Below are 14,990 nucleotides of genomic sequence, written 5' to 3'. Positions count from 1 at the left end.
TTAATGCGCATTGTGCTTGTAATGAAAAACCGGCAGGCCCAGCTTCAGGCGCAATGCCAGCATACGCGCGGTGAAACCAAACAGCAGCGTGGAGATAACCACCACATCGTGGTTGGTGACATAGTGCTGCAAGGCGACATAAAGCACTGCCGCGGCAAAGGAGATGCCGGCATACAGTTCCTTCTGGAAAACCAGCGGGATACGTTTGCAGAACATATCGCGCAGCACCCCGCCAAACACGCCCGTGATCACCGCCGCAATGGTGGCGATAACCGGGCCTTCACCCATATCGAGAGCAATTTGTGCGCCAATGATGGAAAAAACAATCAGCCCAAGCGCATCCAGCACCAGGAACAAGCGGCGCAGATGAGGCATCACCGGGGCCACAATCGTGGTTAGCACGGCTGCCGTTGCCACGATAATGACGTACTCAGGGTTTTTAACCCAGCCGAGCGGATAATGGCCAAGCAGGATATCGCGCACGGACCCGCCGCCGAGCGCAGTGGCCGTGGCAATAATGATCACGCCGAAGGTGTCCATACGGCGACGTCCGGCGGCGAGCGCGCCGGTCATGGCTTCAGCGGTAATGCCAATAAGATAGAGAATGTGAAGCAGCATAAACCCTCCGGAATGAAGAGGAGGAGATTAGCGATTTGTGCGCAAGATCACGATTGAGATTTTCTAAGGCGAGGGGATTTGCCCTAAAGGAATTTATCAACGCATGCCAGGCGGGCTTGTGATAAGGCGGGAGGCAAAGAAAGTAAGGATAAATAAGGATTAGAAAAAGTAATGGGTGATGTGCCAGACACCACCCTGAAAGGTATTACTCGATATTCTGGATCTGCTCGCGCATCTGCTCAATCAGGACCTTCAGTTCAATTGCTGAATTGGTCACCTCTGCATTGATAGACTTAGACGCCAGCGTGTTCGACTCGCGGTTGAACTCCTGCATCATAAAGTCGAGACGGCGGCCTACCGCTTCTTTCTTCTTCAGGATGTTGTAGGTCTCTTTAACGTGCGCTTCCAGACGATCCAGCTCTTCAGCCACGTCTACACGCTGCGCCATCAGCACCAGCTCTTGTTCCAGACGGTTGTTTTCCAGCTGAACTTCCGCCTCTTCCAGTTTGGCGACAAGTCGCTCACGCTGCCATTGCAGCACTTCTGGCATATGCGCGCGCACTTTAGCCACTTCGGCGCTCACGCCTTCAAGGCGTTGCTCAATCATCGCTTTCAGCGCCTGGCCTTCGGTTTCGCGGGCAACGATAAAGTCATCCAGCGTGCCGTCGAGTGCAGCCAGGATTTCAGCGGTAATCGCGTCCAGATCCTGCTCTCCGGCGGCCATCACGCCAGGCCAGCGCAGAATATCAACCGGGTTGATCTCGCCTTCATCGCTTTGCATTTTGACCCAGTTCGCCGCATTAACCAGCTGTTTTGCCAGCTTTTCGTTCAGGATCAGTTCGCCCTGTGCACTGGCATCGGGCTCAAAACGCAGGTTACATTCCACTTTCCCGCGGGTCAGACGCGTACGGATACGCTCACGCACCACAGGCTCCAGGCTGCGGAACTGTTCCGGCATACGGAAATATGTTTCCAGATAGCGCTGGTTTACCGAGCGCATTTCCCAGGTAGCGCTACCCCAGCTACCCTTGATTTCACGCCGGGCGTAGGCGGTCATACTGCGGATCATAGACATTCCCGTTTTTAAAGGAGAGATGGGGGGATTATAGCTTTCAGGGGCTTCTCAGGATAGGAATAAGCGTCCTTTATCCGTATAATGCGCAGCCACATTCGTTTCAAGCCGGAGAATCCATCATGCGTCCAGCAGGTCGTAGCACCAACCAGGTGCGTCCCGTCACCCTGACCCGTAACTATACAAAACACGCTGAAGGCTCCGTGCTGGTTGAGTTTGGTGACACCAAAGTGCTTTGCACCGCGTCCATCGAAGAGGGCGTGCCTCGCTTCCTGAAAGGTCAGGGGCAGGGGTGGATCACCGCGGAATACGGTATGTTGCCGCGCGCAACCCATACCCGTAATGCCCGTGAAGCGGCAAAAGGTAAGCAGGGCGGCCGTACTATGGAGATCCAGCGCCTGATCGCACGTGCGCTCCGCGCCGCGGTTGACTTAAAAACGCTGGGTGAGTTCACCATCACGCTGGACTGCGACGTGATCCAGGCCGATGGCGGCACGCGTACGGCCTCCATTACCGGTGCCTGTGTGGCGCTGGCAGATGCGCTGAACAAGCTGGTTTCCGCCGGTAAGCTGAAAACCAACCCAATGAAAGGGATGGTTGCTGCTGTCTCCGTTGGTATTGTTAACGGCGAAGCGCTTTGCGATCTGGAATACGTTGAAGATTCTGCCGCAGAAACCGACATGAACGTGGTGATGACCGAAGATGGTCGCATCATTGAAGTGCAGGGCACGGCAGAAGGCGAGCCATTCACTCACGAAGAACTACTCACCTTGCTGGCGTTGGCCCGAGGGGGTATTGAATCTATTGTAGCGACGCAGAAAGCGGCGTTAGAAAATTGATTTTAAGGCGACCAATGAGTCGCCTTTTTTTTGCCTGTAAGACTGAAAAGACAAAGGAGCAAATCCATGAAATCGTATCAGCGCCAGTTTATTGAGTTTGCGCTTAACAAGCAGGTACTTAAGTTTGGCGAGTTCACGCTGAAATCCGGGCGTAAAAGCCCGTATTTCTTCAACGCCGGGCTGTTTAATACCGGGCGCGACCTGGCACTGTTAGGCCGCTTCTATGCCGAAGCGCTGGTAGATTCCGGGATTGATTTCGATCTGCTGTTTGGCCCCGCGTACAAAGGCATTCCAATTGCAACCACCACGGCGGTGGCGCTGGCGGAGCACCATGACCGCGACGTACCGTACTGCTTTAACCGTAAAGAGGCCAAAACCCACGGTGAAGGCGGCAATCTGGTCGGCAGTGCGTTGCAGGGCCGCGTGATGCTGGTGGATGACGTGATCACCGCAGGTACCGCGATCCGTGAATCGATGGAAATTATCCAGGCTAACGGTGCAACGCTTGCGGGTGTGCTGATTTCGCTTGATCGTCAGGAACGCGGGCGTGGCGACATCTCTGCTATTCAGGAAGTGGAACGCGATTATGGCTGCAAAGTGATCTCTATCATCACGCTGACAGACCTGATTGCATATCTGGAAGAGAAGCCTGAGATGGCGGATCACCTGGCGGCGGTACGTCAATACCGCGAAGAGTTTGGCGTATAATTCAGTTGCCCGGTGGCGCTACGCTTACCGGGCCTACCTGTTCGTAGGCCGGATAAGGCGAAGCCGCCATCCGGCGATGGCGTTACTGTAATTGTGCTGCCACTAACGGCCAGCGGGCGTCAAAATCGTCCGTTGGTCGATATTTAAACTCGCTGCGCACAAACCGGGAGAGCATCCCTTCGCAAAATGCCAGGATCTGGCTTGCCAGCAGCGTCTCATCCGTATTATATCCCTCACCTTCCCGCATTTTCTTCTCGCGCAGAACCTGACGAAGCTGGGCTTCGATACGCTCAAAAAGCTGGTTTATACGGCCTTGCAGACGATCCTGTTCAAACATCAGCGCGTGGCCGGTAAGAATACGGGTCAGACCCGGGTTACGTTCACCAAAGCCCAGAATCAGCAGCACAATCAGACGCAGACGCGTGCTGGTGTCTTTTTCATCCTTCAGAATCAGGTTGATGCGCGTGATCAGGCTATCTTCGATAAACTCGATCAGGCTGTCGAACATCCGGGTTTTGCTCGGGAAATGACGATACAGCGCCGCCTCTGACACGCCCACAGAGGCCGCCAGCTTGGCGGTGGTGATGCGTTGACTGCCGTCGCTGGATTCAAGCATCAGAGCCAGAGATTGAAGTATTTCTTCGCGACGATTCCTTTTCGCGGTTTGTTTTTCTGCCATGTTACAAAATACCCCTGAAAATAAGCACTTGTCAGGCTGGCAACCACACAGCGACCCGCAAACTGACGTTTGCGGTTTGTTATTGCATTATGGCGCTCTGAGATGCGTGTTTGTCGGGCGGTTATTTGCGCCCGGAATGGCCGAAGCCGCCTTCGCCACGGTCGGTAGCGTCGAAGTCTGCCACCAGGTTAAATTCTGCCTGCACCACCGGTACAAACACCATCTGCGCGATACGCTCGCCCGGTTCAATGGTGAAGCTGTCCTGGCCACGGTTCCAGACGGATACCATCAGCTGACCCTGATAGTCAGAGTCGATCAGGCCGACCAGGTTACCCAGCACGACGCCATGCTTATGGCCCAGGCCAGAGCGCGGCAGGATCACCGCTGCCAGTGACGGGTCAGCAATGTGAATCGCCAGCCCGGTCGGGATCAGGGTCGTTGCACCCGGCGCCAGTTCTACGGCGTCATCGAGACAGGCGCGCAGGTCAAGACCGGCAGAGCCGGAGGTGGCATACGTTGGCAGCGGAAATTGCTTGCCAACGCGCGGGTCCAGAATCTTAACGTCGATTTTTTTCATCATAACGGGTAACGATCTCGTCCAGTAATTGTTGGCCCAGGAGTTCTTTGCGCTCAAGCGGTAAGACTTTATCTCCATCCTGCCAGAAAAGGTGCAATGCGTTGCTGTCGCTGTTAAATCCTTGCGTGGACAGCGATACGTCGTTCGCGCAAATCAAATCGAGGTTTTTGCGGGTACGTTTTTGCCGGGCATATTCTTCCACATTATTCGTTTCTGCGGCAAACCCAACAACGTAAGGACGATGAGTTTTCAATGCGGCGACACCGGCAACGATATCCGGGTTCTTCACCATTTTTATTGTTAATTCATCACCTTGCTTTTTAATTTTGGCGTCGGCAATGGTTTCGGCGCGGTAATCAGCGACGGCCGCACAGCCGATAAAAATATGCTGTTGTTGAGCATGCGCCTGTACGGCGGCTTCCATTTCCAGCGCGGTAGTTACATCAATACGCCGCACAAACGCAGGGGTGGTAAGCGACACCGGGCCGCTCACCAGCGTCACGTTCGCGCCTCGTTTGGCTGCCGCGGCAGCAATTGCAAAGCCCATTTTGCCGGAGCTGTGGTTGGTGATGTATCGCACCGGATCCAGCGGCTCGCGCGTGGGGCCCGCGGTAATCATGATGTTGAGATGTTGCAGATCGTTGACAGGCGAGAAATGGGCGGCGGCCATATCAACAATCGTCAATGGGTCGAGCATACGCCCTGGCCCCACGTCGCCACAGGCCTGGCTGCCGCTCTCCGGTCCCCAAATTAGCAGGCCGCGCGAGGCCAGCGTATCCAGATTATGCTGGGTAGCGGCGTTGCGATACATCTGCTGGTTCATTGCGGGTACAACCGCGACGGGCGCAGGCGTGGCGAGGCAAATGGTCGTTACCAGATCGTTCGCCATCCCGGCCGCCACGCGGGCAATTACATCTGCCGTGGCGGGGGCAAGGATAACCAGATCGGCCCATTTCCCCAGCTCAATATGGCCCATTGCGGCTTCGGCTGCCGGGTCGAGAAGGCTGTCGGATACCGGGTATCCCGAGACGGCTTGCAGGCTCAGCGGGGTGATAAAGGCTTTGCCGCCTTCGGTGATCGCGACCCGTACGTCGGCCCCGCGCTCGCGCAAACGGCGCACCAGGTCTGGCGTTTTATAGGCAGCAATACCGCCGCTGACGCCAAGAACGATTTTTTTACCGGCCAGGCTCATCATGATTCTTTCCTGTTGGGTTTCACCAGAGAGCGGGCATTTTATCACAATCCCTAAAACGGGGTGATGATGTCCTCAATTCACTTTGCGAGGCGCTACGCAAGAACGAAACGCCAGCGTCGAGCCCCGAATTTGCCTGTGGCAGCATAATGGCAAACAGAAGGAGGCCGGGCATGGAAGAGACTGAACTGCTGCTACCGCGTGAAAAAATGCTGCGCCATGGCGTCACGTTGTTAAAGGACGACGAGCTGCTGGCGCTCTTTTTACGCACAGGCACGCCGGGGAAAACGGTATTTACGCTGGCGAAAGAGCTGATAGAGCATTTCGGCTCACTGTATGGATTGTTGACCGCCGAGCTGGAGGCGTTTACGCACGTTGAGGGTATTGGCGTGGCGAAATATGCCCAGCTGCGGGGCATTGCGGAGCTGGCCCGGAGATTTTACAACGTGCGTATGGAGGAAGAAGACCCGATCCTCACCCCCGATATGACCCGCGAATTTCTGCAAAGCCAGCTTTCCGATCTGGAGCGGGAGATCTTTATGGTGATCTTTCTCGACAACAAAAACCGGGTACTGAAACATACCCGCCTTTTTTCGGGAACATTGAGCCACGTTGAGGTGCATCCGCGTGAAATTGTGCGGGAAGCGATAAAAGTGAATGCAGCCGGCGTGATCCTCGCGCATAATCACCCCTCTGGCTGTGCAGAACCAAGCAGAGCTGACAAAGCAATTACCGAACGTATTATCAAATGCTGTCAATTCATGGACATTCGTGTGCTGGACCATCTGATAATTGGCCGCGGAGAGTACATTTCTTTTGCCGAACGTGGCTGGATTTAGGCCTTTTCTCGCGATCCGTCGGGATCTTTGTCTGTTCGGGACTTGAGCACACCGCCGAGTCAGCGTATACTACGCCACCTTTGAGAATCTCGGGTTTGGCATTTGGGCCTGGCAATCGAGAGTTCAATAGAACTATGCGATGACCGGGCTGTAAAGCCTGACGAGGCGCCGATACCCCATACGAAGCTCGAGCTAATTTGATTTTTGGAGAATAGACATGTCCCGAGTCTGCCAAGTTACTGGCAAGCGTCCGGTGACCGGTAACAACCGTTCCCACGCACTGAACGCGACTAAACGCCGTTTCCTGCCGAACCTGCACTCTCACCGTTTCTGGGTTGAGAGCGAGAAGCGTTTTGTCACCCTGCGCGTATCTGCTAAAGGTATGCGTGTAATCGATAAGAAAGGCATCGATACAGTTCTGTCCGAACTGCGTGCCCGTGGCGAAAAGTACTAAGTACTTAAAGAGGAAATAAATCATGGCTAAAGGTATTCGCGAGAAAATCAAGCTGGTTTCTTCTGCTGGTACAGGTCACTTCTACACCACCACGAAGAACAAACGTACTAAGCCGGAAAAACTGGAACTGAAAAAATTCGATCCAGTTGTACGCCAGCACGTACTGTACAAAGAAGCTAAAATCAAATAATTTTAGTCTCCTTGTATTGAAAAACCCCGCAACTGCGGGGTTTTTTGCATTCTGCATCTCAACGGAGGAACCATGCCTGAATTACCTGAGGTAGAGACCAGCCGCCGCGGCATTGAGCCCCATCTGGTTGGCGCGACTATTCTTCATGCTGTCGTTCGCAACGGGCGTCTGCGCTGGCCGGTGTCCGATGAGATCCACGCGTTAAGCGATAAACCTGTCCTGAGCGTACAGCGCCGCGCGAAATACCTGCTGCTGGAGCTGCCTGACGGCTGGATCATTATCCATCTGGGCATGTCGGGAAGCCTGCGCATCCTCACCGAAGAGTTGCCTGCGGAAAAGCACGACCACGTTGATCTGGTGATGAGTAACGGCAAGGTGCTGCGTTACACCGACCCGCGTCGCTTTGGTGCATGGCTGTGGACCAAAGAGCTGGAAGGGCACAACGTGCTGGCGCATCTTGGACCTGAGCCGCTCTCAGAAGCGTTTAACGCAGATTATCTCAAAGAGAAGTGCGCGAAAAAGAAAACCCCGATTAAACCCTGGCTGATGGATAACAAGCTGGTCGTGGGCGTGGGGAATATCTATGCCAGCGAATCGTTGTTTGCCGCCGGGATCCATCCCGATCGGCTGGCCTCTTCGCTGTCTGCGCAGGAGTGCGAGCTGCTGGTCAGAGTGATTAAAGCGGTACTGCTGCGCTCAATTGAGCAGGGCGGGACGACGCTGAAGGATTTTCTGCAAAGCGACGGGAAGCCGGGCTATTTTGCGCAGGAGTTGCAGGTTTATGGTCGTAAGGGGGAACCGTGCAGAGCATGCGGGACGCCGATTATTGCCACGAAGCACGCTCAGCGCGCCACGTTTTACTGCCGTCAGTGCCAGAAGTAGGGTTACTTTAACTTTTCCATCAACGCCTGGTGGACGTTAACCGGCAGAAAGTGGGTAACGTCCCCGCGATGGCGCGCCACCTCTTTCACCAGCGAAGAAGAGATGAAGGACCACTCTTTGGAGGGCATCAGGAATACGCTCTCCAGCTCCGGCATCAGATGGCGGTTCATGTGCGCCAGCTGCATCTCATATTCGAAGTCTGCTACCGCGCGAAGACCGCGGATCAGGATATTGGCCTGCTGAGCACGGGCAAAGTTTGCCATCAAATCGCTGAATCCGACGACCTCAACATTCGACAAATGCGAAATCGCATCGGTGGCAAGCTGCACGCGTTCGTTCAGGTCGAACATCGGCTTTTTGCTCGGGCTGGCGGCAATGGCCAGAATCACTTTGTCGAACATACACGCCGCACGGGTGATGATATCAAGATGACCGTTAGTGATCGGATCGAAGGTACCCGGATAAATCGCTTTTGTGCTCATGGCTCACGTTTTCTCTGAGTAGCCGCGGTTCAGCGCCCACAGCTCGGTGTATTTATTGAAAGTATACTGGGCATTCACTACCGCCAGTAACCAGCCCTGTTTGCCGTCCAGCACGCCACCACGTAGCAGCAGCGTTTTCAGAAACGCGCCCAGCGTGTGGGTGAAGATGCCGGTCAGCGTGGCCTTCTTGCCGCGCGCATGCCGCTCCTGTGCCCAGGCGGTGGCATAGTTCAGCTGTTTCCGCTGGAAGCTGGCGAAATCGCGGCAGGTCAGATGAAGCAGATCGCCCGTCAGGGGGATGACCTGAGCGTTATCGCAGGCCAGAGACTCATGGACCAGGTTGTCGTTGTACTGATAACGCTCGCGGGCATAGAGGCGCATCACGCGGTCGGGGTACCAGCCGCTGTGGCGCATAAAGCGGCCCAGGAAATAGTTACGACGCGCGATACTGTAGACCGCGCCGGGCTGTGGCGCGGCAAGCACCGTTTGAATGGCCTGTCGGAGTTCCGGGGTGACGCGCTCATCGGTATCGATCATCAACACGTAATCGCCCGTGGCGTAACTCTGCGCACGCTGACGCTGAATACCGTAGCCCTGCCAGTCGGTGTCGGTAAAGACTTTTGCCCCGGCTGCACGGGCAACGTCCGCCGTATTGTCCGTACTTCCGGAATCGAGAATGACGATTTCGTCAGCCCAGGCAACAGAGGCCAGGCAATCCGGAAGCAGGTCGGCGGCGTTTTTGGCGATCATCACGACCGACAGACGCGTTGACATTAGTGGCTCCGCTGCGGCAGGTAAGGTTGCAAAAGTTGCAGCAGACGGGTCAGTGCACCCTGGTTCTGATGCAGGACTTCAACGGCGTGACGACCGTACCACAGGCGGTAATCTTCGTCAGTCAGAAGGGTTGAGACCTCTTTGACCACCGAGTCCGCATCGGTCACGGTGATTAAGCCATCGGCTTGCTGCAATTTCGCGCAGATATCTTTGAAGTTAAACGTGTGTGGCCCCATCAGCACGGGAATGGCGTGGGCTGCCGGCTCCAGCGGGTTATGACCACCGCGCTCCACCAGACTTCCGCCAACGAAAGCAAGATCGGCAATCCCGTACAGCAGCATCAGTTCGCCCATCGTATCGCCAATCACCACCTGCGTGCTGCCAGAGGGGATTTCGCCGCTGCTGCGCAGGGTGAAGCTGAAACCACCTTTTTGCACCATCTCCCGGGCATCTTTAAAACGCTCAGGATGTCGAGGAACCAGAATCAGCAGTAAATCAGGGAATTTTTCCAGCAGCTGGCGGTGAGCCTGAAGAATAATGGCCTCTTCGCCGTCATGGGTGCTGGTGGCAATCCAGACCTGGCGACGCGGCGCCCACTGACGACGCAGCGTTACCGCACGGGCGGCGAGTTCAGGGGTGACGGAAATATCGAACTTCAGGCTACCCGTGACCGCAAGCTGGTTGCGCTTCAGGCCGAGGGCGATAAAGCGCGCGGCATCTTCTTCGTTCTGCGCGGCGATCAGCGTAATTTTGCTGAGCAGGCGACGCATAAATTTACCCAGCTTGCCGTACCCTTTCGCCGAGCGTTCCGACAGACGCGCGTTGGCGATAACCAAAGGAATTTTACGGGCATGCAGGGCGGAAATCATATTCGGCCACAGTTCAGTTTCCATGACGATCACCAGTTTAGGGCGAACGGTATTCAGGAAACGGTTCATGGCGCAGGGAAGATCGTACGGCAGGTAGACGTGATGCACGTCTTTACCGAAGGCAGACATCACGCGCTCTGAGCCGGTTGGCGTCATCGTGGTGACGGTGATGGGCAGTGACGGATAACGGTGGCGTAAGGCACGCACCAGTGGAATGGCGGCCAGCGTTTCCCCGACTGACACGGAATGCAGCAGAATACCGTCCGGCGCCACTTTATTGCGGCAGTAGCCATAGCGTTCGGCCCAGCGTTTACGGTACGCAGGCGCTTTACGGCTACGAAGCAACAGTCGCAGCCACACCAGTGGCTGAATGATGTAGAGCAGGGCGGTATACAACAATTCCAAGCGATTATCCGTTTTTTTAGTTTCGGCCGGGAAATTCTAAGCATTTAAGCGTGCTAAAGCTATCTCTTATGCCAGATACCGTTTTAAACGGAAGTAGCGTCGGCCCAGGCGCCAGCGCAAACGCGGGCTTTTGGCACTTTTCCAGATGAGCTTCCAGATCCCGGTGTCGAAGAACTCTTTGATTATCATTGATTTCTTCGCTTCATCCTTCATGTTGTCGAAGGTATGAATAATTCCCAGACCCTCTTTGGCGATTTGCCAGTGACAGGCCGGGATATTTTTCACTTTATCCGGGTAGCGCTGGTTAATGGCATCTAGCATCTTCAGGATCTTCATGTAATGGCGCGCTGAGCGAATCAGCGTGTCGTCATTATCCGGGGTGTGCGATACCGAGGCGGAGTGAATGTAGTAGTCGTAAAAGCGTTCGCTGGTGTACTGAACGCGTTCCGCAGCAAGCAGCACCTCAGTCGTCCACGGGATATCCTGATGGCGCAGGCCAGGCTCGAAACGGAAGCCGTGCTGACGAATAAAATCGTGACGATAGATATTCAGCCAGGTCACATGCAGGAACTTACGTGAATCCAGCGCCGTTTTTAACCATGCCGCGCCATTCATGACGCCCGTTGAGGCGAGCTTATCTTCAGGGAAGATAGGGCGAGACGGTTTTTTGTTATTTTCCCAGACGTAGTTGCCATTGCAGGTGGCGACATCCAGGTTCTGCGTGACGGCCATATCCAGCAGACGCTGGTACATGCCGGGTTTGAAGACATCATCAATATCCGGAAAAGAGAGATATTGGCCGGTCGCAACGGCCAGGCCGGTATTACGCGCGATGGACACGCCCTGATTAGGTTGTTCAATGACCTGCATCTGTGGCAGCTGTTCGCGCCATTTTTCGACAATCTGCATCGAGCGGTCAGTGGAGCCGTCATTCACGATGATGACTTCCATACTGTCGATGTGTTGATTTACAAGGCAGGTAAAGAACTGATCGAGAAAAGCTTCACCGTTATAAACGGCAACCACCACGCTTAATAAAGGCGCTGAATTTTGCATATGAAACCTGATTATTTTTGGTTGTCGACCAAAGCAATGTATTGCTGGCAAATGGCGTTGATACCGAACGATGCGATCGTTTCGCGATCAACAACCGGCGGAGAGGCATACAGTTCTGCCAGGGTATTCGCCAGTGATTCGTCGGTTAACGCGGTCAGACCGCGCGCCAGGGGGCCAGTAAGGATCTCAGCAGGGCCGCCAGGGCAGTTTGTACTCACCGGTGGGGTCTGACAGATAATGGACTCTACCAGTACATTACCAAAACCTTCGCAGTCGGAACTTAACACTAAAAGGCGTGCACCTTTGATCCACGGATAAGGATTGGTTTCAAACGGGCGGAAGACGATCTTGTTTTCAATTCCCAGCTTAGCGGCAAGCTGTTTGAGCTGGTTTATTTTCACGTCAGAGCCTTTGCCCATCAACACCAGCGATGCGTCAATCTTGCTCATCGCGAACGCGCGAAGCAGCCGGTCGTGACGTTTGTGCTCATGAAAACGACCAACGTGGATAATATAATTCTGCCCCTGCATCTCAAAGGGCGCTTCCGCCAGACGCTGAATTTCAGGGATATCGAAGGGGTTATGGATAACCGCTTTGCGCCGCAGGGGGATCGCGAGTACTTCAGACAGATCGTGCAGCACGGCGCCGGATACCGCCACCACGTTGCGGTTTTCATAGGTATGACGAATTTTATAATGCTTAAACCAGCGAGAAAGCCCGCTGCGATGGCGCAAATAGGAAAAGGAAAACATCCCGTGTATGCAGAACCAGACCTTATCCCGATCCAGCACGCGGCTGTGCGCCACGATACGGTCGGTTTTATGCAGATGCGAGAAGGCAACGTCAAATTTACCGCTGCGTTCTGCCTGCTCAATGGCGCGATCCAGCAAACGGGCGCGACGCGGGATCTCGGTCAGCTTCCGCCAGGGTTTTTTACAGGTATCCTGCACGACCTGAAAATCGATGCCTTCCGGAATGGCGTAGTCGCACACCTTCCGTAAGGAGAAAAGGGTGACCTGATGCCCCAGTTCTGTCAGTCCGCTGGAGAGGGTGAGAACCGTTTTTTCGGCTCCTCCACCGGGTAAACCATCAATAATCATTAGGATGCGCATTATTAATCCAGTAATTTTTGATAAAGCGAAATAAGCTGACTTGATAGTTTTTCAGGGGTTGCTTCTCTGACGCGTTCACGCGCCACAAGCCCCATATTGTTATTTTTTTCCAGTGAAGGGATGGACATGACGGCCTCCTTCAATGTGCGGATATCAAGTGCATCACAGTAAAACCCGTTCTGGCCTTGCTCAATAAATTCTGAACCACCGCAACTCTCTGACGTAATGACGGGCAATCCACAGGCCATTGCTTCAAGTATGACGTTAGGGAAAGGATCATACAGCGTCGGCAGCAGTAAACCATCAGAAAGCTGATAAAATGGCAGCGTCTCTTTTTGCATCCCCAGGAAACGGATTTGCCCCTCACAGCCTAATGAACGGGCGAGGTCGCGATAACGGCTTTCCGCTTTATCCTGACCGACCACAACCAGCCACGTCGATGTTCCTGCTATAGCCCGAATTGCGCTTGCCAGCCCCTTGCGTTCAAACCCTGAACCCACGAAGCAGAAAATGACGGCATCAGCGGGTAAGCCAAATTGCTTACGCAGTACAGCGCGCTGTCTCTCTTCTGCCGGAACGAAGCGGCGGGAATCTATTGAATTATAAATCACATGTATCTTTTTTGCGTCAATATCAAAGTCTTCGACGATTTCGCGCTTGATCATCTCCGCATTACAGATAACGGCTTTCAACTCGGGAGCCTGGTACATTTCACGTTCGGCGTTCATCACGTAGCGGTGATAGCGATCGTGCATAAGCAGCTTCGCGCGCCAGGCGGGAAGAATACGCGTACGCTGTAGCAGCCAGCGTCGATGTACACCATCTCCGGCGCGGTAAATATCGCAGCCCGGAATACGTTCGTGGCTCTGTACAATATCAAACTGCTGTTGCTGCCACAGCGCGCGCGCGGCGTGTGCAAAGCCGCGTTCACGGCTGATGCGGCCCCACTTTCGTGGATCGCAGATATGAATATGCCAGTCGTCCTGCTTTTCGCCCTGCCACTCGCGGGTGATGACGTTGAGCTCAAGATTTTGATTGCTCAGCGCGGTGAGTGCCCTGGAGACAAAACGTTCTGCTCCCCCATCCGGCCGATATTTTTGGCGCACAATGGCCAGACGATGAAGCTTCATTGCAGGTATCTCCTTGCGGCGGAGACGACAGCATCAACGGGGATGGCGTCGAGATAACGTTCCGTCGTTTTTGTATCAATGGCGTCAGGGTTGGGAAGCGGGCCGTAGTTACCAGCCCAGATGACCTCGCCGTTAACCTGCCATGGCGACCAGAACGTCAATTTTGATGGGCCAAACAGCGCCACGCAGGGCGTCTGAAGGGCGGCGGCCATGTGCATGGGGACGGAGTCAACGCCAATGAACAGGGCTGCGTGATCGATAAGCGAGGCCAGCTGGCGCAGGGTTAACTGCCCTGCCAGCGACACAACACCCGTCTGCGGGGAGGCGGCAAGAATGCGGTCAATCATCGCCAGTTCTTTCTTATCCGGTCCCGCCGTAAGGACGATAGTGTGGCCGTCCTGCTGCAATGCGGCGATAGTTTGCGCCATTTTGCCTTCGTCCCAGCACTTAAAGAACCAGCGTGAAGTGGGTTGAATAACGATATAGCGTTCTCCCACGCCCTTTTGTGTCAGCTTGTGATGAGCATGGTTCCAGTCATCCGCGCTGTAAGCCATGGTGACGGCGGGTCTGGCGGCAACGGGTAATGGTTTCAGTATGGACAGGTTTTGTTCAACGGTGTGCAGCGACTGATGGCTGGCGACCGAGACCAGTTCACTGTGACAAAAACGCCAGAAGGCATTATTGCGCTTGTTAAAAGCGAACCCGAGCCGAACCGGTGCGCCGGTGAAGCGGGTAACCAGTGCGCTGCGCCACTGATCGGCAAGATTGATCACCAGATGATAATGCTGAGCGCGTAAAGCACGAAGCAACAGCCACTCTTTTTGCAGGTGTTTCAGCGTCCCCAACTGCTTCCATTTACGATCGATACCATAGATCGTACCGATTGCCGGATGCGCGGCGAGCATGTCTCGCGTCTCTTCATAGAGAAGCACGTCGATTTGGGCTTCAGGCCATTTCTGGCGCAATGAATTGATGACGGGGGTGGTGAGTAACATGTCACCATGATGGCGAAGTTTAATCAGTAAAATGCGCAAATCAGGCGTGTCAGGTAAGTTATTCATCATCATCTTATCGGCGTTGTACTGTTGGCAATTCTAATAGACCTGGTAACG

The 14,990-nt window shown here is 54.5% G+C and carries 18 protein-coding genes; 6 read left to right on the top strand and 12 right to left on the bottom strand.

The genetic code is table 11. The features are described 5' to 3' along the window. The gene (locus ACOT1A_RS09830; RefSeq protein WP_023299016.1) at positions 1-618 is read right to left on the bottom strand and encodes a trimeric intracellular cation channel family protein; all 618 of its coding nucleotides are present in this window, start codon (positions 616-618) and stop codon (positions 1-3) included. A 205-nt stretch (positions 619-823) separates the two neighbouring features. Then, positions 824-1,687: a YicC/YloC family endoribonuclease gene (locus tag ACOT1A_RS09825; protein ID WP_003860907.1), complete on the bottom strand. Its 864-nt coding sequence runs from the start codon at positions 1,685-1,687 to the stop codon at positions 824-826. 125 nt (positions 1,688-1,812) lie between these two features. Between ACOT1A_RS09825 and rph the strand changes: the two genes are divergently transcribed. Both rph and pyrE read left to right on the top strand, forming a co-directional pair. Further along, complete coding sequence (rph, locus tag ACOT1A_RS09820; protein WP_063137882.1) at positions 1,813-2,529, top strand: ribonuclease PH; 717 nt, start codon at positions 1,813-1,815, stop codon at positions 2,527-2,529. A gap of 66 nt (positions 2,530-2,595) precedes the next feature. Beyond that, positions 2,596-3,237: an orotate phosphoribosyltransferase gene (gene pyrE / locus ACOT1A_RS09815; protein WP_032622050.1), complete on the top strand. Its 642-nt coding sequence runs from the start codon at positions 2,596-2,598 to the stop codon at positions 3,235-3,237. An 82-nt stretch (positions 3,238-3,319) separates the two neighbouring features. On the opposite strand, the gene slmA is transcribed toward pyrE, so the two are convergent. The 3 genes from slmA to coaBC all read right to left on the bottom strand — a co-directional run bounded on the left by slmA (position 3,320) and on the right by coaBC (position 5,685). Further along, positions 3,320-3,916, bottom strand: coding sequence for a nucleoid occlusion factor SlmA (slmA, locus tag ACOT1A_RS09810; RefSeq protein WP_003860901.1), 597 nt, complete (start codon positions 3,914-3,916; stop codon positions 3,320-3,322). A gap of 121 nt (positions 3,917-4,037) precedes the next feature. Continuing rightward, positions 4,038-4,496 (bottom strand): dUTP diphosphatase, encoded by a 459-nt coding sequence (gene dut / locus ACOT1A_RS09805; RefSeq protein WP_045621029.1) that lies wholly within the window; start codon positions 4,494-4,496, stop codon positions 4,038-4,040. Then, positions 4,474-5,685, bottom strand: a complete 1,212-nt coding sequence (gene coaBC / locus ACOT1A_RS09800; protein WP_087878399.1) for a bifunctional phosphopantothenoylcysteine decarboxylase/phosphopantothenate--cysteine ligase CoaBC — start codon at positions 5,683-5,685, stop codon at positions 4,474-4,476. Before coaBC ends, dut begins: the two co-directional genes overlap by 23 nt. Before the next feature lie 173 nt (positions 5,686-5,858). Here coaBC and radC point away from each other — a divergent pair, with 173 nt between their 5' ends. The 4 genes from radC (at position 5,859) to mutM (ending at position 8,050) form a co-directional block, all read left to right on the top strand. Next, positions 5,859-6,524 carry a RadC family protein gene (radC, locus tag ACOT1A_RS09795; RefSeq protein ID WP_022646621.1) on the top strand — a complete coding sequence of 222 codons (666 nt, stop codon included), beginning with the start codon at positions 5,859-5,861 and terminating at the stop codon, positions 6,522-6,524. Positions 6,525-6,741: 217 nt separating this feature from the next. Further along, on the top strand, positions 6,742-6,978 hold the full coding sequence (gene rpmB / locus ACOT1A_RS09790) for a 50S ribosomal protein L28 (RefSeq protein WP_002436699.1): 237 nt from the start codon (positions 6,742-6,744) through the stop codon (positions 6,976-6,978). Between the two features lie 22 nt (positions 6,979-7,000). After that, positions 7,001-7,168, top strand: coding sequence for a 50S ribosomal protein L33 (gene rpmG, locus ACOT1A_RS09785; RefSeq protein ID WP_003024094.1), 168 nt, complete (start codon positions 7,001-7,003; stop codon positions 7,166-7,168). Between the two features lie 72 nt (positions 7,169-7,240). After that, positions 7,241-8,050, top strand: coding sequence for a bifunctional DNA-formamidopyrimidine glycosylase/DNA-(apurinic or apyrimidinic site) lyase (mutM, locus tag ACOT1A_RS09780; RefSeq protein ID WP_003860879.1), 810 nt, complete (start codon positions 7,241-7,243; stop codon positions 8,048-8,050). Between the two features lie 2 nt (positions 8,051-8,052). Here mutM and coaD read toward each other — a convergent pair whose 3' ends face one another. From coaD to rfaQ, 7 genes are all read right to left on the bottom strand, one after another. Further along, positions 8,053-8,532, bottom strand: a complete 480-nt coding sequence (coaD, locus tag ACOT1A_RS09775) for a pantetheine-phosphate adenylyltransferase (RefSeq protein WP_022646622.1) — start codon at positions 8,530-8,532, stop codon at positions 8,053-8,055. Positions 8,533-8,535: 3 nt separating this feature from the next. Next, positions 8,536-9,306, bottom strand: a complete 771-nt coding sequence (locus ACOT1A_RS09770) for a glycosyltransferase family 2 protein (RefSeq protein ID WP_022646623.1) — start codon at positions 9,304-9,306, stop codon at positions 8,536-8,538. Next, the gene (gene waaA / locus ACOT1A_RS09765; RefSeq protein WP_003860874.1) at positions 9,306-10,580 is read right to left on the bottom strand and encodes a lipid IV(A) 3-deoxy-D-manno-octulosonic acid transferase; all 1,275 of its coding nucleotides are present in this window, start codon (positions 10,578-10,580) and stop codon (positions 9,306-9,308) included. The genes ACOT1A_RS09770 and waaA overlap by 1 nt, the downstream gene beginning before the upstream one ends. 66 nt (positions 10,581-10,646) lie before the next feature. Continuing rightward, on the bottom strand, positions 10,647-11,636 hold the full coding sequence (locus tag ACOT1A_RS09760; protein WP_058646800.1) for a glycosyltransferase: 990 nt from the start codon (positions 11,634-11,636) through the stop codon (positions 10,647-10,649). An 11-nt stretch (positions 11,637-11,647) separates the two neighbouring features. Continuing rightward, positions 11,648-12,748 (bottom strand): glycosyltransferase, encoded by a 1,101-nt coding sequence (locus ACOT1A_RS09755; RefSeq protein WP_058646801.1) that lies wholly within the window; start codon positions 12,746-12,748, stop codon positions 11,648-11,650. Positions 12,749-12,750: 2 nt separating this feature from the next. Continuing rightward, entirely contained in the window at positions 12,751-13,878 is a 1,128-nt protein-coding gene (locus ACOT1A_RS09750; RefSeq protein WP_032626581.1) for a glycosyltransferase family 4 protein, read from the bottom strand. Continuing rightward, entirely contained in the window at positions 13,875-14,945 is a 1,071-nt protein-coding gene (gene rfaQ, locus ACOT1A_RS09745; protein WP_105322880.1) for a putative lipopolysaccharide heptosyltransferase III, read from the bottom strand. The genes ACOT1A_RS09750 and rfaQ overlap by 4 nt, the downstream gene beginning before the upstream one ends. Positions 14,946-14,990: the final 45 nt, after the last annotated feature.

It is taken from the genome of Enterobacter cloacae complex sp. SYL003 (assembly GCF_049236925.1).
Classification (GTDB): domain Bacteria; phylum Pseudomonadota; class Gammaproteobacteria; order Enterobacterales; family Enterobacteriaceae; genus Enterobacter; species Enterobacter intestinihominis.
The sequence above is the reverse complement of the archived record's forward strand: the minus strand, read 5'-3'. Positions and strand labels throughout refer to the sequence as shown.